The following is a 21896-nucleotide window of genomic DNA, read 5'->3' as shown; positions in this document are numbered from 1 at the left end:
ATACAGGGCAAAAAGGGCTCTGACCCCTTTTTCCCTTGAACAGTGACTTCAGGCGTAGAGAACGTCTATAGTGACAGGCAATCGCAAGCGATAACCAAATAACACAAGCGGCGCATGAAGTATTGCAGTGAGTAAGGAAAAGCATACCGGCAGGTTGAAATTCAGCGGTAACGTGAAGCGCACCCTGTGCGGGCTTTGCCCGGCGCATTGCGGATTGCTTGTCGAGGTCGCGGACGGGCGGGCAGTGCGCTTCGGCGGCGACCCGGATAACCCGGTGAACGCCGGGCGGCTCTGCCCCAAGGCCAGCGCGACGATCGAACTCCACCAGCATCCCGACCGCGTCAACCATGTGCTGAAACGCGTCGGCAAGCGCGGTGAGGGGAAGTGGCAGGAGATCGGCTGGGAACAGGCGATGGATGAAATCGCCGCCAAACTCGCCGATATCCGCGAGCGTGAAGGCCCGGAAGCGCTGGCCACGCTGGGCGGTACGCAGCACGCGAGGGACTGGGCTGGCTGGCGTTTCATTTCCCAGTGGGGAACCCCCAACTTCATCAACTGCGGGCGCAATTGCGGCACCGGTTCCATGATCACCGAGTGCGCCATGTACGGCTGGGACACGGTGACCTCGTCGTTCGTCCCCGGGGTGACCCAATGCCTCGTCATGTGGGGAGCCAACTTCGCAGAAGGCAACCCGATGGGCTGGCGGCCACTGTGCAAGGCGGTGGAAGCCGGCGAGATGAAGCTGATCGTCATCGACCCCCGCCGCACCAAATCGGCGGAGATCGCCGACTTGCATCTCGCGGTCAAGCCGCGCACCGATGGCGCTCTCGGCCTGGGCATGATCCGGGTGATTATCGAGGAACAACTATACGACCGGGAGTTCGTCGAGAACTGGTGCACGGGCTTCGACGAGGTCCGGCAGATCGCCGCCCAGTGGACCCCGCAACGCACCAGTGAAATCACTGGAATCCCGCCCGAACTGATCGTGGCGGCGGCCAGGATGTACGCCACGAGTTCGCCGGCGCGACTCTCCTTTGGTGTCTCCACCAGCCAGATAGGGGAGGGCGCGGCGCGTTCCGCGTTGCTCTGCCAGGCGATCCTGCGCGCCATTACCGGCAACCTGGATGTGCCCGGCGGCGAGCCGTTCGACGACCAGCCCTACGAAAACCTGGCCTACTGGAACCTGCTCGATTTCACGCAGCTCATCGACAATCCTGCGCGTACGCGTGACAACGTGAATGCGGACGATATCGGTATCGCATCGGTGCAGGGCTACGCGGCATTTCGCCAGGCGATGGGCGGGCTGAAGCCGGACGGGCACTACGCCGCGCAGTACATGTTGTTTACCAGCCAGCCCCACCTCTACCGGGCGATCCTGGACGGCGATCCCTACCCCGTGCGTGCGCTCATCGTGCAAAACGGCGAACCGATGGTGAACTATGGCGGTTCCCGGCTCGCCTACGACGCGTTTACCAGCGACGAACTCGAACTGCTGGTGGTCATGGATCACTGGCAGACGCCGACGGCGCAACTGGCCGATTATATCCTGCCGGCCGCAGATTTCCTGGAGCGGCCGGAGTTGTCCATGCGCTGGGGATTCACGCGTTTTTTCAGTGTCGGGCAGCAGTGCGTGGAGCCGCGGTACGAGCGTCACGACGACTACGACCTCTGGGCCGGCCTGGGGCGGCGCCTGCTCGACCCACAGGAGTGGCCGGAGAAGGTGGAAGAGATGCTGGATCGCTTCCTTGCTCCCAGCGGGCGCTCGCACCGGGAGTGGGCGGAAGGCGAATCCAATTACTATATTCCACAGAACCGGACATTCCGGAAATATCGGGAGCACGGCTTCGCCACCGCATCAGGCAAGGTGGAACTGATACCCGATTTCCTGCGGCGGTTCGGCATCGATCCGCGCCCGGTATATACCGGGCCACCTTACGCAATGCCCGACGTGGACGACGAATCGTACTACCCCCTGCAGATGCTCACGGGTAGCCGCGTGCTCGAATTCATGGGTTCCACGATGCGCCAGTCCAGGAAAATGCTGGCGCGCCATCCCGAGCCCCTGGTGGAGATTCATCCCGATACCGCAGCCGCGTACGGTATCGCCGATGGCGACTGGGTCGAGATTTCGCGGCCGGAGGGAGCCATCAGGCAGCGTGCGTCCGTGACGGACGCGATTCGGCCCGAAACCATCAATCTGGCGGGGTACTGGTGGGAGCCGAACCGAGGGGCCGGTCCCGACCTGTCCGGCGTGTGGGAAGCCAATGGCAACGCTATCACACCCTACGACCCGAAACTGTCCAGCTTCGTGGGCGACCAGCCGTTGCGAGGCCTGCGCTGCCGTATTGCGCGCGCCGATGCTCCGGCGCGGTGATCAGGAGTTGAACAAGGTGGAGCCGGTGGGGAGGAATCCCTTCGCTCCGAAAGTGTTACCTATGCTCCAGGAATGAACTGTCACCTGTGCGCCAAGAATGGACCCGGAACAGACCGGTCTTGAATGGCCCGCCCGAGAGGATTCGAACCTCTGACCTCTGCCTCCGGAGGGCAGCGCTCTATCCAGCTGAGCTACGGGCGGGTGGTGTGCTCCCAAGTACCTGTCGGATAAGCAAAATCCTGACAATTCGATGTACTCGAGGGGCGGCAATTGTACTTGCTGGGCCGGGTAAATGGAATAGGCGGCAGGCAAAGCCCTCCGCCGGGCTCGAATTCTTTGGCGACGTGCCTTTCACTTGCGGAGCGGGCTGCTACGCTTAGCAAACCCGGTTCGACACATCTCCCCGGTTTCAAGGCTTCTCCCGTCCAGGGGGGCAGGTCACGACCTTGCGGAGGTCAATGCACCATGAAATCGTCGATCAATCTACGCGTATTCCCCCCGCACACGCTGGTGCTGGTCGCTGCCCTGGCCAGCGCCTGCCTGTGGGCGCAGGAGCGCCAGACCCTGGACCTGGCGCCCGGCGCAGCATCCCCGCCTGCCCAGCTCGCCGACCTCGCCTGGTTGCAGGGCAGCTGGCGGGGCGAGTCGATAATGGGCGATGCGGAGGAGGTCTACAGTGCGCCGGCAGGCGGGGCGATGATGGGCATGTTCCGGCTGACCGCCGGGGAGCGGGTGCGCTTTTACGAGTTCATTACCCTGGTGGAAGAAGCGGGTAGCCTGGTCCTGCGGCTGAAACATTTCGGTCCCGACCTGGTCGGCTGGGAAGAGCGTGCTGAAAGCGCTGAATTCCCGCTGGTGCGGGTGGAGGAAGACAGTTATTTCTTCGACGGCCTGACCATTCGGCGCCATGGCAGGGACCGGATGACGGTCATCGTTCTGACTGGCAGCAGCGGTGGCAAGGCCACTGAACTCGAATTCAACTACCACCGGGTGGGCGGTTCCACAGTAGCGCGCTGAGCGGAAATGCCCCTCCGGCCAGGGCTGACGCGGCCTGTACCCGATCCCGGGCGCCGGCCGCGGCACCGCTTCAAGCCGGATCAAATCAGGGTGAAGCCGCCGTCCATCACCAGTTCGGTCCCGGTCATGAAGCGCGAATCGTCGCTGGCCAGGAACAGGATGCCGGCGCCGATGTCCTCGGGCAGGCCGAGGAAGCCGATGGGGTGCTGGGCGACCAGTCCCGCCATCATCGCCTCCGGGTCGTCCTGGCGGTCGACCCAGGCCTGCATCTGGGTGGTGAGGATGTAGCCGGGGTGGATCGAGTTACAGCGAATCCCGTAGCCGTTCTGGGCGCAGTGCAGGGCGATCGACTTGCTCAGGTAGCGCACGCCGCTCTTGGCGGCGGTATAGGATGCCGCGTGGGCGGCGGCACGGATACCGTGGATGGAGGAGACGTTGATGATGTTGCCACCGCGGCCCTTCATCAGCTCGATGGCCAGCTTCGAGCCGATAAACACGCTTTCGAGGTTGAGGCGGATCGACTGGCGGAAATCGTCGAAGCTGATTTCCTCGATATTGCCGGCGCCGGCGCCACCCGCATTGTTGACCAGGATGTCCAGGCGGCCATACTTCTCCATCACCTGGCCCAGTACCGTGCGCCAGGCGTCCTCCTCGCGCACGTCCATGACCGCCGCACTGGCGTTGTTGCCGAGGCTGTCGGCGAGGGCCTGGGCGCGACCCAGGTCGATATCGGTGACGACCACCGAGGCGCCTGCCCCGGCCATTGCTGCGCAGGCAGCGGCGCCGATGCCGTCTGCGCCGCCGGTGACCAGCGCCACCCTGTCCTGGAGTTTCTTCATCGCAATACCTTTTTATTGGAGTGGTGTCTGTATGCTGCGCAGGTTATCCGACCATAAAATAAAAAGCAAACACGTTTGACTTTTATGTTTGCGTCCTATAATTTGCTCCTGCTTACCCGGGAAACCGGTAAGTCCGCACTTTCGCCTCAAATAACGGCGAGCGGAGACAGCAGGCGAGCGGCGCGGCAGCGACGACTGTTACAGCACCTGCCGGGCGAATCAAGGCGCCGACAATTCCACGCAGGTTTTTCCCGGCCAAAAACTGATAACAACAGGATTTTCCCATGAACCAGAACCGCCAGATCACCTTGCTTCGCCATGTCCAGGGTAATCCCACGCCGGAGCATTTCGGTTACGTCGAAAGTCCGATCCCGGAGCCGGGCGAGGGCGAGATCCTGATCCGCAACCTGTATTTCTCCCTCGAACCCGCTATTCGCGGCTGGTTGGAGGGCAAGGCCAATTACTTCGAGCCGATTCCCCTGAACGGGGTGGTGCGCGGCCCTACCGTGGGCCGGGTGATCAAGTCCAACGACCCCGCCTACCGGGAAGGCGACGTCATCTTCTGCATGAACCAGTGGGAGGATTACTCCGTCTGCTCGGTGGAATCCATCCTGTTCGAGAAGCTGAACCCGAAGGAGGGCGTACCCCTGTCCTACTACGTCGGCCCGCTCGGCGGCTCCGGTACCACCGCCTATGTAGGCCTGCACGAGATCGGCCATATCAAGGCCGGGCAGACCGTCGTCGTCAGCGCGGCGGCCGGCGCCACCGGGAGCATGGTCGGGCAGATCGCCCGGATGCGCGGCTGCCGGGTGATCGGCATTGTCGGCAGCGATGAAAAAGCGAACATGATCGTCGATGAGTTCGGCTTCGACGGCGCGGTCAACTACAACACCGCCGGAGATATCACCGCGGCGGTGATGGCACTGGCGCCGGAGGGCGTCGACATCTATTTCGACAACGTCGGCGGGCCGATCCTCAACGCCATGCTGCTGGCGATGAAGGTGCAGGGCCGCATCGTCTGCTGCGGCATGATCTCCGACTACAACCGCACCGAGAACCCCAACCCGATCACTAACCTCTGGGAGGTGGTGGCGCGGCAACTCACCCTGCAGGGTTTCCTGCTGTTCACCTACCACGACAAGGTGCCCGCGGCCCAGGCGCAGCTGGCAGAATGGATTGCCGCCGGCGATATCAGGGTCGCCGAGCATATCACCCGGGGCATCGCCAAGGCCCCACAGGCCTTCTGTGAGCTGATGTCGGGCAAGACCAAGGGCAAGGCGCTGGTTGAAGTAGACCTGACCGAAGAGGCCTGAGGCCGCCCGCTTTAGCCGCCCGGGCTCCGGTCCGGGCGCGCACTCCTTGCTGCATGCCGCGCCTGCCGGGTCGGTGCTTGCGTCGCCCGTGAGGGTGGTTTAGGCTGTAAAAAAATAATAAGAGTTCAGTTATGTCGGTGTGCTTCCGTATCTCACCGGAACCAGGCTACAGGGGAACTGCTTCTGTAACGCCCGAAGCACTGCGGCCGGGTTGTGCCCGCCGCGGACACCCGCGAAATCATCAACCACCAATGCCCCTTGCGCGTCCGGCATCCGCGCGCGCCCTGTTTGTCTTAGCTACTGCACCCTATAAGAATTCCATCCCGGATAACAAAGCAGGAGATAATAATGACTGCGAAACGCCCTTTCGCCCTGAAATCCACCCCATTGCTTGTCGGCTCTGTCCTGTTGACCGCCTATGGCCCCTGGGCGGCTGTTGACGCCCACAGCCAGGCTACCGCGCTCGAGGAAGTCATCGTCACCGCCCAGAAACGGGCACAGAGCATCCAGGATGTGCCGGTCGCGGTAACAGCGCTCAGCGAGGACACCCTCGAGGCCAACCGGGTGTTCAGCATCGAGGATATCAGCGGCCTGGCGCCCAATGCCCTGGTGCGCCCCACCGCCGGTGGCACCAATATCCCGGAATTCACGGTGCGCGGGCGAACCAGTACCGGCCTGGTGGCCGGGGCCGACAAGCAGGTGTCGATCTACCTCGACGATGTCTATATCGGCTCCGCCCGGGGGACCATGTTCCAGTTGCCGGACATCACCCGTATCGAGGTGCTGCGCGGGCCGCAGGGAACCCTGTTCGGGCGCAGCGCCACCGCCGGCGCCGTCAGCATCACCACCCGCGACCCGGATGGCGAGCTCGGTTTCCGCCAGGATCTCGGTTTCGGCAAGAACGATCACTTCCGCAGCCGCACGACGCTGGATACCCCGGCCTGGGGTCCCTTCAGCGGCTACATCAGCTATGTCATGGAGGAGCGCGACGGCGACGTGAAAAACATGGCGCCGGGGGTCAAGTGGGATCGCACCGCCTTCGGCTTCGGGGTGGACACCTCGCCCGAGCGCCTGCGCGACACGGATACGGAATCCCTGTTTATCGCGCTGGCGTTCGAGCCCAACGACAGCTTCAAGATGACCTACAAGTACGACCACAGCACCGACACCGGTACCCCGGATGCCCAGGTGCTGGGTTCCGTGACTTCGCAGCTCGATCCCCTGTTTGCGGCGGCGCAGAACGGCGATGACGTCCTGTCCTACGCGATCTACCCGTCCACCAAGCGGCCGGACAAGGTGCTGGACGCCTATTCGGTGGAGCGCGACCAGGAGGTCACCGGACACAGTCTCGTTGCGCTGTGGGAGATCAACGACGATCTCGCCTTCAAGAACATCACCGCCTACCGGGAGGCAGAGGTATGGCAGCCCTCGGATATCAGCGGCCTCAGCGGCGTACAACTGGGCGGTGGCCTCGGCTTCTGCCTGGTGTGCTCCAATGCCTGGTCGGCGGGGGACCAGTTCAGCAACGAGACCCAGCTCAACTTCGAGTCGGATTTCGTCACGGTGACCGGCGGTCTGCTCTACTACGAGCAGAATGACAAAGTGGGCCCGCCCAATACCGCGGGAACTGTCAGCAACAAGGTGTTCTTCCCCGGACCCAATGGCTACATCGTCGACCCCGGCAACGAGTCGCGCTACTTCGTGGATACCAAGTCCTACGCGGCCTACGTGCAGGGCGAATTCCACGTGACGGAAGACATCGATGTCATCCTCGGCTACCGCGTGACCCGGGACGAGCGGGAAACCCTGGTCAGGAATGGCACAGCACCGGATTTCAATGACAGCACCTTCGACTACAAGAGCACCGACAGCACCTACCTGGTAGGCCTCAATTACGCGTTCTCCGAGGATTTCCTGGTGTACGGAAAATACTCGACGGGTTATGTGCCCGGCGGCAAGATCGGCCCGCAGGAGTTCGACAAGGAAGAGGCCCTGTCCTTCGAACTGGGCCTGAAGGCGGACTTCTTCAACGGCCGCCTGCGCAGCAATATCGCGCTGTTCGATGTCACCTACAAGGATCCGCAGAACCCGTCCTCCGGTACCATCGTCGCCAGTGCCATCCGGGACATCGACCCGGAACTGGCTGCAGAGTTTGCCAGCTACGGTACGCTGATCGTGCCCCTGGGAGGCGACCAGGATTCCCAGGGCGTCGAGCTCGAATTGACTGCGCTGCCCCTGGACGGCCTTACCCTCGGACTGGTAATCGGTTACGTGGACGACGAATACACCGACTTCAGCGATGTAAACGCCTACTCGGTTGGCGTCCCGATCTACGGCGGTACCTACCTGCCCGCGCGCAGCCCCGAGTGGAACGGCAACCTGTCCGCAACCTACGAGAGTGCGCCGCTGTTTGACGACACTTACCTGTACTTCAACGTCACCGGTATCTGGCGCGACGATATGCGCTTCGACCCGAACCCCGCGCGTTCGGCGGCGGTGCCGGAGTACGGTTTCCTCGAATCCAGCGAGGCCGGCTGGATGGTCAATTCACGGCTGGCGCTCAGGCAGATCCGCCTGGGCAACTTCGAGGGCGAAGTCGCGCTGTGGGGGCGCAACCTTACCGACAACGATGACCCCATCTACTCGCTCAACCTGACTGCCGCAGTCACCGCCAACTACATGGAAGAGCGGGTTTACGGCATCGATTTCAGCGTCATGTTCTGAGCGTAGTGTTCCGCGTGCATGGCGCGAGGCGGACTCTCGCGCCATGCACGGTCACCGGGCGGTAAATGGTCGGCAATTCCCGCGGCGGATACTCGCTCTTTCGCACGCTTTTCGTTCCCCCTGCCTTTGCCTTGCACCAAACTTGTACTGGCGGTTCTTGTGCGACAACCAGCCGGTCCGTCACGCCGTTGGCGCGACTGGTTTAATCATCCACTTTGCCGCTGTACCTGCGCTGGCGCGATTCATCTTCGCTGACGCCGTTTGCTGCTATTTTTACCGGCATTTCGCCCTTTTCCGCAGTGGCTGGCTGGTGCCCTGAGGCGCGATTGCGACGTCACCGGGAGAATCGTCGATCATCCCCGCGAGCAGTATTCACCCAAACAGGTAATCCGTTGCCAGTAATTGAATATTTTCCAGTCAAGTGGCTCAGTTCTTGCTGATATCGCGTGTTGCAAGTATTCCCCGACCGCTGTAGATCAAGACGGAGCAGATGAGTTTATTCCACGCGCGTTATTCCACGTTTCTTACTGCCACATTCCTGATTGCCGCGACCTGCCTGGGCCTGTCCGGCAGGGTTGCCGCCCAGGAAAATGCCTACCCCCTGCAAATGAGCAGTTCCCGCAGCATTCACCGACCGGAAGTCCCGGGGCCCAACGGGCTGGTGACCGCCGGTCATCCACTGGCCGCCACGGCGGGCCTGAAAATACTGATGCATGGGGGAAATGCCATCGACGCCTCGGTGGCGGTACTGGCGACGCTCAACGTGGTTCGCCCGCAGATGTCCGGCGCCGGCGGCAACGGTTTTGCCACCTACTACGACGCGGCGAGCGGCGAGGTCTGGTCGCTCAACGCCACTGGCGCTGCACCGATGGCGCTGGACGCGGCGGCCCTCACGCCTGAAGAGCTCAACAAGGGCATTCACGCTGGTGTGGTCCCCGGCCTGTTCGGGGGGTGGGTCAGCATGTTGCAGAAGTACGGTACCTTCAGCCTCGCCGAGGTGCTGGCCCCGGCCATTGCCTACGGCGCAGGGGGGCATCCTCTCGAAGCCTCCGTCGCCAAGGCGATCGCTTACGATGAAAAGTTCTACCAGCAATTGCCGACAAGCGCGGCCATGCTCCTGCCGGCGGGCCGGGTTCCCTATCCCGGTGAGCAGTTCTACATGAACGACCTCGCCGAGACTTTTCGCAAGCTGGTGGCGGCGGAAGCCGCGGCGCTGAAAAATGGCGCTTCGCGGGAACTCGCCCTGCAGGCAGCCTACGACCGTTTCTACACCGGGGATATCGCCGGGGAGATGGCGGACTTCTACGCGGAAAACGGGGGCGAGTTCAGCCTGGAGGATTTCGCAGCCTACCAGCCTTCGTGGACCCGGCCGGTGCACGTCACCTATCGCGGTTATGACATCTATACCTCGCCGCCAAGCTCCCGGGGCGGCCTGGAAGTGGCCATGCAGCTGAAACTGGTGGAACACGCGGACCTTGCAGCGCTGGGGCACGATCACCCGGCGGTGACCCACCTCCTGGCGGAAGCCATCAAGCTGGCCAAGGCGGATATCTACCATTACGTGGCCGACCCGGCACGCTACCGGATGCCCATCGAGGGCCTGCTCTCGGACCAGTACATCGCGAGCCGTCGCGCCCTCATGGCGGATGCTACAACGATGGCCTTCCCGGAACCGGGCCAGCCTCCCGGCTACAAGAGTTCCTCGGCCTACCTCGCGTCCCTCGGCGAGTATCCCCTGGTCGCGGCAAACCGCGAGCCATCTTTCGCCGGCAGCACCACCAGCTTTTCCATCCTCGACAGGGCCGGCAACGTGGTTGCGATGACGCCCACCCACGGCGGTGCCTTCGGCACGGGCGTAGTGGTGGGCAATACCGGCCTGACGTTCAATAACGGCACGCGCATCGGTTCCACCTCGCCCTATCCCGAGGATATCAACTACGCCCGCGGCGGCCAGGTACCGATCCTGAACAACTCCCCGATCATCGTGATGAAGGACGGCGAGTTCGTCATGGCCCTCGGAACGCCCGGGGGTGAAACCATTGGCCAGACGCAGTTCCAGGTCCTGGTGAACGTGCTGGATTTTGGCATGGGCGTGCAGGAAGCGATCGAGGCGCCGCGTTTCAGTATTTTTGCCGCACCCAATTTCTACAAGGCGGGCGCGCAGATCACCCTGCGTATCGAGGACCGGGTCCCGGTGGCGCTATTCGAGGGCCTGGTGGAGAGGGGGCATGCGATAGAACTCGCGCCTTCCTACTCACTGGGCAGCATACAGGCGATCTTGCGCAACGCCAGCCTCGGCACCGTCACCGCGGGCGCAGATCCCCGGCGCGCGGCCTACGCCGTGGGCTGGTAGGCAGGCCACTCTCACCGCCGCCGGGATTGGCCGCCAGGCCTTCCCGGCGCACTGTTTCAAACCCTGAAGAGGAGAAAGACCACGATGAAATTCCAGCCCCCCGGCCGTGTCGCGCGGCTAGCCGCCATGCTGGCCATTGTTTCCACCGGGCTGCCCCTGGCGGCGATTCCCGCTGGTGCTGAAGTCCGTACCTCCGAGGATGTCCTGGTGCAGGAAATACGGCCCGAAGTGGGCGGATTGCACGCAGCCGTGGTGTCTGAACACCCACTGGCGTCCCAGGTGGGATACGAGGTCCTGAAAGCCGGCGGCAACGCGGTCGATGCCGCGGTTTCCATGGCGGCGATGCTGGCGGTGGTCAGGCCGCACATGAACAGCGTGGGCGGCGATACCTTCGCCCTGTTTTACGAGGCCCAGAGCGGCGACATCACCGCGCTGAATTCTTCGGGTACCGCGGCGGGGCTGGCGGAGCCCGGCTTCTACACGACACAGGGCCTCACGCGCATGCCGTTTACCGGTCCGCTCACGGTGACGGTGCCCGGCACCGTCGCCGCCTGGGAGGCGGCCCTGGCCCGCTATGGGACCATCAGCCTGAGCGAGGCCCTGCAACCCGCCATCCGCGTTGCCGAGGAGGGTTTCATGGTCAGCACGACCCTGGCGGCGGACCTCGAGCAGGCAGGCCCGCGCCTGAATGCCGCCGGCAAAGCTGTCTATTACCCGAATGAGCGCCCCCTGCAGGCCGGTGACGTGGTGAAAAATCCCGACCTGGGGCAGAGCCTGCGCAGTATTGCGAAGGAAGGCGCCGGGGTCATGTACGGCGGCAAGCTCGGCGCGAAGATCGCCGATTTCCTCGAAGCGGAGGGCAGCCCGCTGCGCCGGTCGGATTTCGCCGGCTTCAAACCGGAGTGGACCACGCCGGCCAGCATACCGTTTCACGGCAAACAGGTTTACACGGTAAGGCCGAATTCCCAGGGGATTGTCCTGCTGCAGATGCTGGCCATGGCCGAGACCCGGCCGGTCGCGGCGATGGGACAGAATTCCGCGGAATTGCTGCACCAGATGATTGAAATCACCCGTATCGCCTTTGCCGATCGCGACCGCTGGGTGGCCGATCCCGCCTACGCCGACGTGCCGGTTACAGCCATGCTCGACCGGGACTACCTGAACCAGCGCGCAGCGCTGATTGGCGAGCGCGCCAGCGGAGACTACATCTCCGGCCTCAGCATTCCGGATGACAGCGGTGCGCTGATGAACGAGGACGGCGACACCGTTTACCTCATGGTGGTGGACGAGGACGGCAACGCGGTGAGCTGGGTGCAGAGCCTGTTCGGCAGTTTCGGCTCCAACCTGATGGTACCCGGTACCGGTATCGTGCTGCACAACCGCGGCGCGAGCTTTTCACTGGAGGAGGGGCACCCTAACCAGGTCGCGCCGGGCAAGCGGCCTTTCCACACCCTGATGTCGACCATGGTCACGGATGACGAAGGCAAGTTTGCAATGGCCATCGGTACGCCGGGCGGTTCCGGCCAGCCGCAGTTTATTGGGCAGGCCCTGCTCAACAGCCTGGTGTTCGGCATGTCGCCGCAACAGGCTATCGAGGCGCCGCGCTTCCGCATAGGTTCCGGCACGGAAGTCGTCCTGGACCAGCGCCTGCCGGGACCGGTGGTGGAAACACTTGCCAGCAAGGGGCAGCAGGTGACGCTCAGTGAAAGCTGGGTGGCCAATTTCGGCAGCCTGCAGATTATCCAGCGCTTGTCCAACGGTGTTTTGCGCACCGGTGCGGACATGCGCCGGGAGGCAACCGCACTGGCCTATTGAGCTGCGCTGCATGGGCGCCGGGCTGTCCGCGACGGTTCGGCGCAAAAAAAGCCACCGCTATGCGGGGGCTTTTTTGTTGCGCAGCAGAGTCCTTCAGTAGAAGGCGACGTTGTCCAGTCCGAGCCAGGTTTCCTGGTTGGAACCCGGCCGCTGGATCAGGAAGCCGACGTCAATCAACGCGGCACTGGACCAGGGGGACTGGGCGGGATCGAGGGGCTGCAACGCGCTGAACGGCACCTTGACGCTGCGCCACTCACTGTCCGCCTGCAGCGGGCTGGTCCAGTTGCCCGCGGTGGTGGTGACCGACAGCAGGTAGGGACCGCCGTCGCCACGCAGTTCGAACGACAGGCCCTCAAAGGCACTGGCATCGACTGGCTGGACACTGCCCTGGCTCAGGGGCAGCACCACGCCGATCTGCGCCTGTTCCCGGGAGGCCAGCTCCCCGGTCAACAACAGTACCTTGCCGCCGTCCACTTTTGGCAGGGTCTGGATGATCTGCCAGCTGCGCTCCAGGCCGCCGTCCGGCGCGCCGGTACGCAGGGTGTCGAGGCTGGTGCGTCCGTCGGCGCGCTCGAAATCATCGATCAGCGTCGCGGCCGGTGCCGGTTCCATGACGGTGGCGGTCACCGCCGCCGGAGCGCCGGGACCGAATACCTTGCGGCCATCGACAAAGGTATAGACCGTATTGCGCACCGCGCCGATTTCCTTCCAGGGCTCCCCGTCGACCAGCACCAGGTCGGCGGCCTTGCCGACTTCGATGGTGCCGCGCTGGTCCAGCACGCCAAGCGCCAGGGCGCTGTTGCGGGTGCCGGCCTGCAGCGCCTGCGCGGGGCTCAGGCCGGCGCGCACCAGCAATTCCATCTCCCGCAGGGTCGAGGCGCCGTGCGGCGTCCCGATCATGCCCGCGTCGGTACCGAGGGCCACATTGACGCCGGCGTCAGACAGGGTCTTGACGTTGTCCAACCCTACCTGGAAGCGTTCCCGGAGCTTTTCCATGACTTCCGGCGGTACGTCGCGCCCCGGCTTTTCCGGCTCATAGACCGCCAGCGTCGGCGCGTAGGAGGTTTTCGCCGCGGCCATGTCCGCGATAGTCGCCTCGTCCAGCGGCCGGTCGAGAAGACTGTGGGCGATCACATCCACGCCCGCGCGCGCGGCGATGCCCGCGCGCTCGACGGTAACGGTGTGCGACAGCACCGGCATGCCATTGGCGTGGGCCTCCGCCACCAGGGCTGCGAGGGTCGGTTCGTTCATGCTGGTATTGTCGACACCGGAGCCGTAGCGCCAGCCGTCGGTGAACGCCTTGATGGCGTCGGGCTGGTAGGGCACCAGTTCGTCGATGGCTTTGGTGGCCGCGTAGGGCGTATCCACCCATTTCGTGGTGGTCGTGTCGCTCCAGTCCGCGCCGTGGCCGCCGGTGGTGCTGGTGCGCGCCACCATGCGGATGTGCGGCGCGGGGACGCTTTCCTGCCACTCGCGGCGCGGTGCGAAGGCCTCCGGTGCCTGGTGAAAATCCAGCACCGTAGTGACGCCGGATGCGACATAAGCCTGGGCGATCTGCGGCAGGGTGGCCGGGTAGCCGCGGGGGGTGAAGTGGGTGTGCAGGTCGAAAAAGCCCGGCAACAGGGACAGGTTTTCAGCGTCCAGTACCGGGGTATTCGCCGGGTAGCTGCCATCCCGGTTGATGGCGCTGATCAGCCCCTCGTCGATGACCACGGTCCCCGAGTAGGGCATCTCTCCCGTGGCGGGAAAGATCGTGGCCCGGGTGATGGCCAGCTCGGCTGCAGCCAGCTGGCCCGCCTGGAACAGGGCCAGGACGGCCAGGTGAAGTTTCAGGTGTTTCATTGTGCCTATACCTCGTAGCGCGTTTTCATTGCGATTTCCGCCAGGCGACGGCGCCGCTCTTGATTACCGTATCGACTTCCCGCAGCGCCAGGATGTCCTTGAGGGGATCGCCGTCCACGATGAGGATGTCCGCCATGTAGCCGGGGGCGATGGTGCCGATCTGGTCGCCCGCGCCGATGTAGCGCGCGGAGTCGCTGGTGGCGGTGCGGATTGCCCAGGCCGGTGACTGGCCGGCCTGCACGTAGATTTCCAGCTCGCGGTGCAGGGCTTCGCCGTGCGGCACGAAGGGCGAGTCGGTGCCCGCCTGGATCTTCGCGCCCGCCGCCGCCAGCTTGCGCAGGGTGGCGAGTTGGGCTTCCACGCTGTCACCCCTGGCCTCGAGCGCGAGGGTGGGCGTCAGCACCATCCCGGACTGGCTGATCAGGGCGATCACGTCCTGGTAGGCGTGGTGCAGGCGGGAGGTCTTCAGCGAGTAACCGCGGCGGCTGGTCGCGCCGAAGTGTTCCATCTGGTCGATCCCGTTGGCGACAGCGGGGTAGAGCTCGTGTGACGACAGCGGGATGCCGCTGGCGTGGGCCAGTTCGATGACGCGTTTCTGCACCGTATAGCCCTGGCGCACGTAGCTCTTGTACATGTCCAGCTGGAGTTCATCGGAAAGGCGCATGCTGTCCTCCGCCCGTTCCACGCTGCCCACGGTGTCGGAGACACCGTAGGACACCCTGGCGCCCTCGTTGAGCGGGCCCGCGGTAAAGATGCGCGGCATGTTGCGTCGACCGGAGGCCTCGGCCTCGCGGCGTTCCACGGCGAAGTAGGGGTCGGTCCCGGTTTCGCGCACACTGGTGATACCGAAGCTCAGGTAGGTTTCCCCGAGGCCAATCCCCTGGGCGGTGGTCAGGTGGGTGTGGCCCTCGATCAGGCCGGGGAGCACCGCCTGCTGCGAGGCGTCGATCAGTTCACCTTCGACCGGCGCGCTGCCGGCTGCCACCACAGCGCTGATGACGCCGTTTTTCACGTGGATGTCGACGTTTTCCCGGTAACTGTCACCGGTGCCGTCGTAAAGCTTGCCGGCGCGGATGGTGAGGGCGCCGGCGGGCAGCGCGCGCTGCCACTCGGGCTGGACATCCAGGCTGCGGGTGGAGCCTTTGGCGGCGTCATACAGCTTGATCGATGCGCCGTCGAGGTAGACGAGGTGAGAGGCGTCGGCGGACCAGCTCGGGTTCTCGCCAGCGCCGGCGATCTCGACTGGCGTCCCGGTGGTCCCGTCGGTAGACAGGTGCACCGACCACAGCTGGCCGTCGATGCGATAGACCATGTCGCCCTTGCTCGACCACGCGGGCCGGTTGAACTGGCGGCGCCCGAGCGACTTGCCGGGCACCGGGCTGACCATGAGCTTGTCGCCTTCACCGGAAGCGGGGAGCAGGTAGATCACGTTGTGCCCCTCGCGGAAGCGGCTGCTGATGGGGCGGCGGTGATAAACGGCGACGGTGCTGCCGTCCGGCGACCAGGCGGGGGCGCTGGGACCGAAGATGGGTTCGGAAATCACCCGGGATGCCCCGCTGGCAACGTCGAGCACGTTGACGGTGCCGCCGAGGAAGATGGCGATCATGGAATCGGCGAGGTAGGCGATCTCCTTGCCATCGGGCGACCACACCGGGCTGTTGGGCACCGCCTCGGTATCGGCCAGTTGCGCGGTTTCGCCGGAGGCGACGTCCAGGGCCCAGATTGCCGTTTTGCCGCCGCGGTCCGATATAAAGGCGATGCGCTTGCCATCGGGTGACCAGCTCGGCGACAGGTCCACAAATTTGTCGTCGGTCAGCTGGCGGGTGGTGCCGGTGGCGAGTTCCGCCAGCCAGAGATCGCCGAGGGCGGCAAAAGCCAGCGATGAACCGTCCGGTGACAGCACCGGGTCGATGATGCCCAGGGCCTTTTGCGGCGCCTGGTTGTCGAAGTCATAAGCGCGGCGCTGGTAAGGGGTGCGGTCGAGGGTGACCGTCGCCGAAAACGGTACGTTGCGGCCGGCTTTCCCCTCGGGGGTGATGCTGTGAATACCGCCGTCCGCGGTGTAGTAAAGCGTCCCGTCGGCGGCCAGGCTGGGTCGGAAGGGGAATACGTCCATACCCTCCACCAGCTTTGTGGCCGCGCTGCCATCGAGCGGCACACGGGCCAGGAAGGCGGCATTCTCCTCAAGACCGGCGATGTAGAGCACGTCGCCTCCGGGTGTCCAGAGCGGCGCGCCCAGGGTGGCGCTGCTGAACACCGCCCGGTGCGTGTCTGTAGCGGATTTGTCCCTGACGACCAGCGTATCCTCGCTGCCGTCGATGACGAAGGCCATGCTGTCGCCGTCGGGCGAGAGCGCGGGATAAACCGCGTTGCCGGCACCCCGGAAGTAGGGCGCAGGCGGCATTTCGTAGCCGGTTTCACTGGCGAAGGTCAGTTGCCGGTATTCGCCGCTGTCCAGTGCCAGTGAGCGTATGTTGTAGCCCCCGGCGCCATCGCTGGCATACAGCAGGTTGTCGCCGTCCGGGCTGAAGCTGGGGTAGCGGGCATCTTCGGTGGTCTCGCTGGCCTGTTTGAGTCCGCTGCCGTCGGGCGCCATGGTCCAGACACTGAAACCGTTATCGGCGAAGGCGTAGAAAGCGATGGTGCTGCCATCGGGCGACCACGCCGGTTCCTGGGCGTCCATGGAAGCCGGGGTCAGGGCGGTGGCCTTGCCGCCAGTTACCGGCAGGGACCAGAGCACGCCCTGCAGGGCGATGACAAAGGTCTTGCCGTCCGGTGACAGGGCGGCAGACATGTTGGTGCCCTCGGTCATTTCCACATCGATCAAGGTGCGTTGTTCGGGGGCGGAACGAGCGGTACTGAAGGGCGTCAGGCAGAGAGCCAGCATCGTGGTCGCGGTCAGCAAATGATGCACGCGGTGCGATCGCAAGCTGCCGGTCAACCGGGCCGGGTGGAAACTGGAACGCATGGAAAATTCTCCTGTGGCGTCTGTCGACAAAGACAAGAAATTGCGCGCAACCGGGTGTTGCGCGCCAGGTAACAAAGAAGGAGTACGGATGGTTCAGCCAGCACCAGCCCGGCCGCTAGCGGCCGGGCTGGTGCTGTTCCATCAGAAGAACGATTTGTGGATGCTGGCGTACACGTAGCGTCCATAGGGCTGGTAAAGATTGCCCATGTAGCCGCCAGCCGCCAGGGGCGGATCCTCGTCGGTCAGGTTGCGAGCCCCGATCTTGAAGCTCATGCCGTTGTCCATGGTGTACTGGCCGTAGAGGTTGTAGGTGGTCTGGGAATCGACCTTCCACGCCTTACCCTCGGAGTTCCTGACTGCGGGCTGCTCGACCGCATCGGTGAACTTGGTCATCAACCCGACCTGGAACGGCCCCTTGTCCCAGGTCGTCGTCAGCGTCCATTTCAATTCCGGGTTACCGTTCTGGCCGATCAGGTCACCCGAAGTGCCTTCCAGGTTGACGCCGCCATTGATCACACCGGACGCCTGGGCGCTGGCCAGCAGGGCATCCTGTTCGGTGGGATCACTGTAGTAGTCGGTCAGCTTGGTGCCGTTGAAATTGAAGCGCACGTCGCCGAGTTTGCCGAGGCTGGTGTCCCAGACGACGCCGAAGTCGATCCCGCCGACTTTCAACGGCAGCAGGTTGAAGAACAGCGCGTTGACGGACTCGATGGTGCCGGCCGCCGCCAGCGGATTGCCCGACGCGTCGACCACCCCGGCAAACTCGTCGACTTCAACGGAGTTGGCAGGCTGGCGGTTGATGTTCGGGTTGCTGGAGCCCAGCATGCGGTAGTAGTAGTCCAGGTCGACCGCAGTCTGGTCACTCAGGACGCCGACGATACCGGTCTGTTCGATTTCCCACTTGTCGACAGTGAAGATCAGGCTGCCGAACCGTTCGGGCAGGAAGGTCGGTTCGAACACGACACCGAAGGAGTAGCTGGTTGAGTCCTCGGGCTCGAGATCGGGGTTACCGGCGCGTTCGCTGAGCACGCCGAGGCTGCGGTTACACTCGGAGAAGTCGCTGATCACGCCCTGTTGCAGGTCGGCCTCACACTTGACGTTGTCGGTGCGGGTATAGCTGCGCGCCAGCACAGGGATGTTCAGCACCTCGAGGTTCGGCGCCTTGAAACCCTCGGACCAGGAACCGCGCAGGCGCAGGCCGTCCACAATATCCCAGGAACCGGCGATCTTCGGCGTGGTGACGGTGCCGACGTCGCTGTAGTCCTCGTAGCGGCCGGCGAGCTGCAGGTCGATCGCCTGCACCAGGGGGATGCCCATCTCCGGCGAAATGACCGGCACCGAGAATTCCAGGTAGGCGGACATGACGTCGCGGTCCCCGTCGACATCGGGGGAGGGGCTGTGGCCCATCAGGTCGCTGGGGTAGACACCACCGAAGACGATGTCGACGTAGGGGCTGGAAGTGTCCTGGCGGCTGTCGCGGTCGTCCTCGTAGGTTTCCTTGCGGTATTCCACACCGGTCGAGACGCCTACGTCGCCGGCCCAGAGGCTGAACAGGTCGGGACGGGATATCTTGAAGTCCCACAGCGCCAGGCTGGTGGTGTTCTCGCGTACGGCGGTAATCAGGAAGCTGTCGATAGTGGACTGTGGGTTGGGTGTACCGATGACCGGGTTGGAGACATTGTTGACGTCGCCCCCGGCGAAGGGGTTGTAGGCGTCAGGTGTGGTCAGGGCCAGGGCCTGCTGGATCAGCTGGCTGCTGATGTGGTCCTGCGAGTCCTTGACGTTGGCCTCGTTGTAGAGCACGGCGGACTCCCAGTTCCAGGCGCCGATATCGCCCCTCAAACCACCCAGGATCCGGTATTGGCTGTTCTCCACTTCCACCTTCCTGGGCGGGGTGTCGAGGTAGCGGTAGGCCTCGATCTCCAGGGGCAGGCCCTCGTCCGGCACGCCTTCCAGTCCCGCCAGGCGGTTGGGAGAACCCACCGGTCCGAAGGGGTTGTAGTAATTGTCCGCGGGAATGAAGATCGGGGTGTGCCCGAGCGAGGCGCCAGAGGAACTGATGGCCTCTGTCTTGGCCCAGTAATAGCCCAGTTCGCCAAAGAAACTCAGCTTGTCGGTGAGGTCATAATTCACGAAGGAGAAAAAGTTGTAGCGCTCGACCGACGGAAGCTGCGAATACCCGGGCTCCTTGTTGTCGTCGATATACAGGTCCTGGTTCTGGCTGGTAATTGAATCGTCTACGCACAGGGTATCGCTACTGACCAAAGTGGCAGCACAGTTGCCGCTGGCGGGGTGGATCTGGAAGTTGCCGTCGGAGCGGGTTACCGGGACGCCATTGGAGGTGATGGGGTCACTGATGACGGAGCCGTCGGGGTTGAGCGCCTTGAACTGCCCCCAGCCGCTGTAGCCGCTGAGTCCGTTGAACGCCGACACATCGGCGAAGGAGGTACCCGCTACCTCCGGGCGCAGGTCAGCCGTGGCGAGGTAGGATTGATCCTTCTTCAGCAGTTCGTCCTGCTGCACCGTGCCGAAGTAAAAGGACGCATTGCCGCGCCCCCCACCGAGTTCGGTGCCGAACAGGGTGTTGAAACTCCATTCATCGTTTTCGGAAGTGCCGTACTGGAAGTTGGTTTCCAGGCCGACGAAATCGTCCTGCAATACGTTGTTTACCACGCCGGCAACCGCATCGGTGCCGTAAAGGGCGGCGGCGCCATCTTTCAGGATTTCAACGCGTTTCAGGCCCGCCACCGGTATGGCGTTGATGTTGTAGCCGAATACCGGGGTCTGGTTGTCGGTTTGCGAAGTGGGGTGCACGACCGAGCGGCGCCCGTTGATGAGCACCAGGGTGTTGCCCTGGGCGAGGCCGCGCAGGCTGACGGTAGAGACGTCGCCGCGCGCGGCGTTGGAGTTGCCGCCGCCGAGGTAGGTGCCATTGAACGTCACATCGCCGGCTGCCGGGAGCGAGCGAAACAGGTCGTCACCCGAGACCGCGTTGACCGCCTGGATTTCTTCCTGTGACACCACCGAGACAGGCAGCGCGCCGGTTATGCGGGCGCCCTGGATCTGCGATCCCACGACGACGACTTCTTCGAGCGCTGCCCCGGAATTTTGCGACTGGGCGATGCTTGCATTGGCAAGGAGTATGGCCGCGGGCAGGATTGACAAGGAAAATGCACCGCGGGGTGCGGAACGGAAATCAAATACAGGTTTACACAACATCAAGGTATGTCCCTCCAACATTCGAGCAGGATTGCCGTGGTCCGTTGCCGCTAACGCTGACTGCACTGTCTGTTTGCTGTGCTTGGCTTGGAGCGCAAGCGGTACGGATGGGTCATCTTTGGTCTAAACCTGATGCGGAGGGAGATGACCCGTGCCTGCTTATACAGAAATCATGCCAATCATCCTGTTTTTTTATCCTTGCGCCCTGTGAGGTACGAAAATCCGGATAATCCAGTCGCCGGTCTTCGCAATTTCGGATTCTGAAAAAACACTATAAATAAAGGCCTTTATTCGCGGTAAATGTAGTAATGTGCGGCGTGTTGAATGCTATTATTTGAGCAGCGAATTTGTGATTTTTTTTTCGGAACTGGATGGGGTCTTGCGCCAATGTGCAGGTCGACAGGAGTCGTCCAACGTCCGCGACGCGTGCATTGTGCAGGTTGTTGCACCAAAGTTGCGCGAAGTTTTCAGTGCGTGCCGCTGGGTGTGACAGCTGGTTTCTGCCATTGAATCACGCAAAAAATTTTGACGAAAATCAAAAAAATTCCGGCGTCCGGTGAGCGCTGCAGTCGTTGTTTTTCAAGGTGGGGAAGGCGATAGTCGAAATAAACGAGACGTCTTGTAAAACGCCTTTTCCACCTTGAAAGTAAGGGTAATTGGCGTCCTGGCTTCTACCCTTCCTTATTGGCTTGCATATGTATTCGCATAAATTGCGGGTAATTTGGATAGGGACTGCTTCTGAAATTTTTGTGCGTTTTTCTGTAGCGAGAGGATGCCGGGCAGGGAGCGTGACCCGTTTGGGTGATCCGTGTGGTGTCCGCAGGTGCCGGGTCTGGATGCTGTCTTCCTTCTTTATTCTAGCTGGCCAATCCCCACGGCCATGTTGTCCCGCCGCCTGAGAGAAAAATTCCTCCGCAGTTGATCAAGCAGTAAGCAAAAAGAATGTCGGCGGAACCTCCGGGAGGTCTTTGGGAGGAAAAAGAATGAAGAAATCACCCTTTGGGAAGGACTTCGGGCGTGTCGAGGACCTATATCTGGTCTCGCTACTGGGGGCGTTGCGGAGACTGGTGCAAGCGGCGTTCCTTTTCCGGGTTGACCTGGCACTGGTATCGAGTGTGCAGTGAACCGGGGCCCGAAAAAAGACACCATTACAGGGGAAAAATTCCATGTCACTTTCGATGAATCGCAGATTGTTCCTCGGCGCCGTCGCCGGCGCCGCCGGCCTGGCGGCCAGCAGCGGCCGCCTGGCGCACGCCGCGGGCGCCTCCACCCTGGTACGCCCCGACGTCATCTACGGGCCGGCCCCCGGCATCGCCCGCCTGAACTCCAACGAGAACCCCTACGGCCCGAGCCCGGCGGCGCTCAAGGCGCTGGCCGAAGCCAGTGCCCAGGGTGCCTACTATGTCGGCGACAGCGCGATCAAGCTGCGCGC

The 21896-nt window shown here is 63.2% G+C and carries 10 protein-coding genes, 1 tRNA gene and 1 pseudogene; 7 read left to right on the top strand and 5 right to left on the bottom strand.

The annotated features are described in order from the left end of the window. The first annotated feature begins 127 nt into the window (after positions 1-127). Positions 128-2374 (top strand): molybdopterin-containing oxidoreductase family protein, encoded by a 2247-nt coding sequence (locus ACNKU3_RS16190; RefSeq protein ID WP_418260579.1) that lies wholly within the window; start codon positions 128-130, stop codon positions 2372-2374. A 124-nt stretch (positions 2375-2498) separates the two neighbouring features. Here the strand turns inward: ACNKU3_RS16190 and ACNKU3_RS16185 are convergent. Beyond that, positions 2499-2575 (bottom strand) — tRNA-Arg (locus ACNKU3_RS16185). Between the two features lie 264 nt (positions 2576-2839). Between ACNKU3_RS16185 and ACNKU3_RS16180 the strand changes: the two genes are divergently transcribed. Continuing rightward, entirely contained in the window at positions 2840-3391 is a 552-nt protein-coding gene (locus tag ACNKU3_RS16180; RefSeq protein WP_418260577.1) for a DUF6265 family protein, read from the top strand. A gap of 80 nt (positions 3392-3471) precedes the next feature. Here the strand turns inward: ACNKU3_RS16180 and ACNKU3_RS16175 are convergent, their stop codons facing one another. Next, the gene (locus ACNKU3_RS16175; RefSeq protein WP_418260576.1) at positions 3472-4230 is read right to left on the bottom strand and encodes an SDR family oxidoreductase; all 759 of its coding nucleotides are present in this window, start codon (positions 4228-4230) and stop codon (positions 3472-3474) included. Between the two features lie 284 nt (positions 4231-4514). On the opposite strand from ACNKU3_RS16175, the gene ACNKU3_RS16170 reads away from it, so the two are divergent. From ACNKU3_RS16170 to ggt, 4 genes are all read left to right on the top strand, one after another. Then, entirely contained in the window at positions 4515-5543 is a 1029-nt protein-coding gene (locus tag ACNKU3_RS16170; protein ID WP_418260575.1) for an NADP-dependent oxidoreductase, read from the top strand. A 348-nt stretch (positions 5544-5891) separates the two neighbouring features. After that, the gene (locus ACNKU3_RS16165) at positions 5892-8267 is read left to right on the top strand and encodes a TonB-dependent receptor (RefSeq protein ID WP_418260574.1); all 2376 of its coding nucleotides are present in this window, start codon (positions 5892-5894) and stop codon (positions 8265-8267) included. A 490-nt stretch (positions 8268-8757) separates the two neighbouring features. Continuing rightward, on the top strand, positions 8758-10620 hold the full coding sequence (locus ACNKU3_RS16160) for a gamma-glutamyltransferase family protein (RefSeq protein WP_418260572.1): 1863 nt from the start codon (positions 8758-8760) through the stop codon (positions 10618-10620). An 84-nt stretch (positions 10621-10704) separates the two neighbouring features. After that, positions 10705-12435 carry a gamma-glutamyltransferase gene (gene ggt, locus ACNKU3_RS16155; protein ID WP_418260571.1) on the top strand — a complete coding sequence of 577 codons (1731 nt, stop codon included), beginning with the start codon at positions 10705-10707 and terminating at the stop codon, positions 12433-12435. 93 nt (positions 12436-12528) lie between these two features. On the opposite strand, the gene ACNKU3_RS16150 is transcribed toward ggt, so the two are convergent. The 3 genes from ACNKU3_RS16150 to ACNKU3_RS16140 all read right to left on the bottom strand — a co-directional run bounded on the left by ACNKU3_RS16150 (position 12529) and on the right by ACNKU3_RS16140 (position 20410). Continuing rightward, positions 12529-14277: a CIA30 family protein gene (locus ACNKU3_RS16150; protein ID WP_418260570.1), complete on the bottom strand. Its 1749-nt coding sequence runs from the start codon at positions 14275-14277 to the stop codon at positions 12529-12531. A gap of 25 nt (positions 14278-14302) precedes the next feature. Beyond that, positions 14303-17245: an amidohydrolase family protein gene (locus ACNKU3_RS16145; RefSeq protein ID WP_418260568.1), complete on the bottom strand. Its 2943-nt coding sequence runs from the start codon at positions 17243-17245 to the stop codon at positions 14303-14305. A 141-nt stretch (positions 17246-17386) separates the two neighbouring features. Then, on the bottom strand, positions 17387-20410 hold the full coding sequence (locus tag ACNKU3_RS16140; protein WP_418260566.1) for a TonB-dependent receptor domain-containing protein: 3024 nt from the start codon (positions 20408-20410) through the stop codon (positions 17387-17389). A gap of 1232 nt (positions 20411-21642) precedes the next feature. On the opposite strand from ACNKU3_RS16140, the pseudogene ACNKU3_RS16135 reads away from it, so the two are divergent. Then, a pseudogene (locus ACNKU3_RS16135) lies at positions 21643-21896 on the top strand (histidinol-phosphate aminotransferase family protein); the annotation flags it as partial.

Origin of the sequence: Haliea sp. E17 (assembly GCF_048323675.1) — a bacterium.
GTDB lineage: Bacteria > Pseudomonadota > Gammaproteobacteria > Pseudomonadales > Halieaceae > Mangrovimicrobium.
This window is presented reverse-complemented; position numbering and strand designations above follow the sequence as displayed.

Bases quoted from the DNA above. Each gene is read 5' to 3' on its own strand.
- ACNKU3_RS16180 (WP_418260577.1), top strand. From the start codon at position 2,840: ATGAAATCGTCGATCAATCTACGCGTATTCCCCCCGCACACGCTGGTG.
- ACNKU3_RS16175 (WP_418260576.1), bottom strand. From the start codon at position 4,230: ATGAAGAAACTCCAGGACAGGGTGGCGCTGGTCACCGGCGGCGCAGAC.
- ACNKU3_RS16170 (WP_418260575.1), top strand. From the start codon at position 4,515: ATGAACCAGAACCGCCAGATCACCTTGCTTCGCCATGTCCAGGGTAAT.
- ACNKU3_RS16165 (WP_418260574.1), top strand. From the start codon at position 5,892: ATGACTGCGAAACGCCCTTTCGCCCTGAAATCCACCCCATTGCTTGTC.
- ACNKU3_RS16160 (WP_418260572.1), top strand. From the start codon at position 8,758: ATGAGTTTATTCCACGCGCGTTATTCCACGTTTCTTACTGCCACATTC.
- ggt (WP_418260571.1), top strand. From the start codon at position 10,705: ATGAAATTCCAGCCCCCCGGCCGTGTCGCGCGGCTAGCCGCCATGCTG.
- ACNKU3_RS16150 (WP_418260570.1), bottom strand. From the start codon at position 14,277: ATGAAACACCTGAAACTTCACCTGGCCGTCCTGGCCCTGTTCCAGGCG.
- ACNKU3_RS16145 (WP_418260568.1), bottom strand. From the start codon at position 17,245: ATGCGTTCCAGTTTCCACCCGGCCCGGTTGACCGGCAGCTTGCGATCG.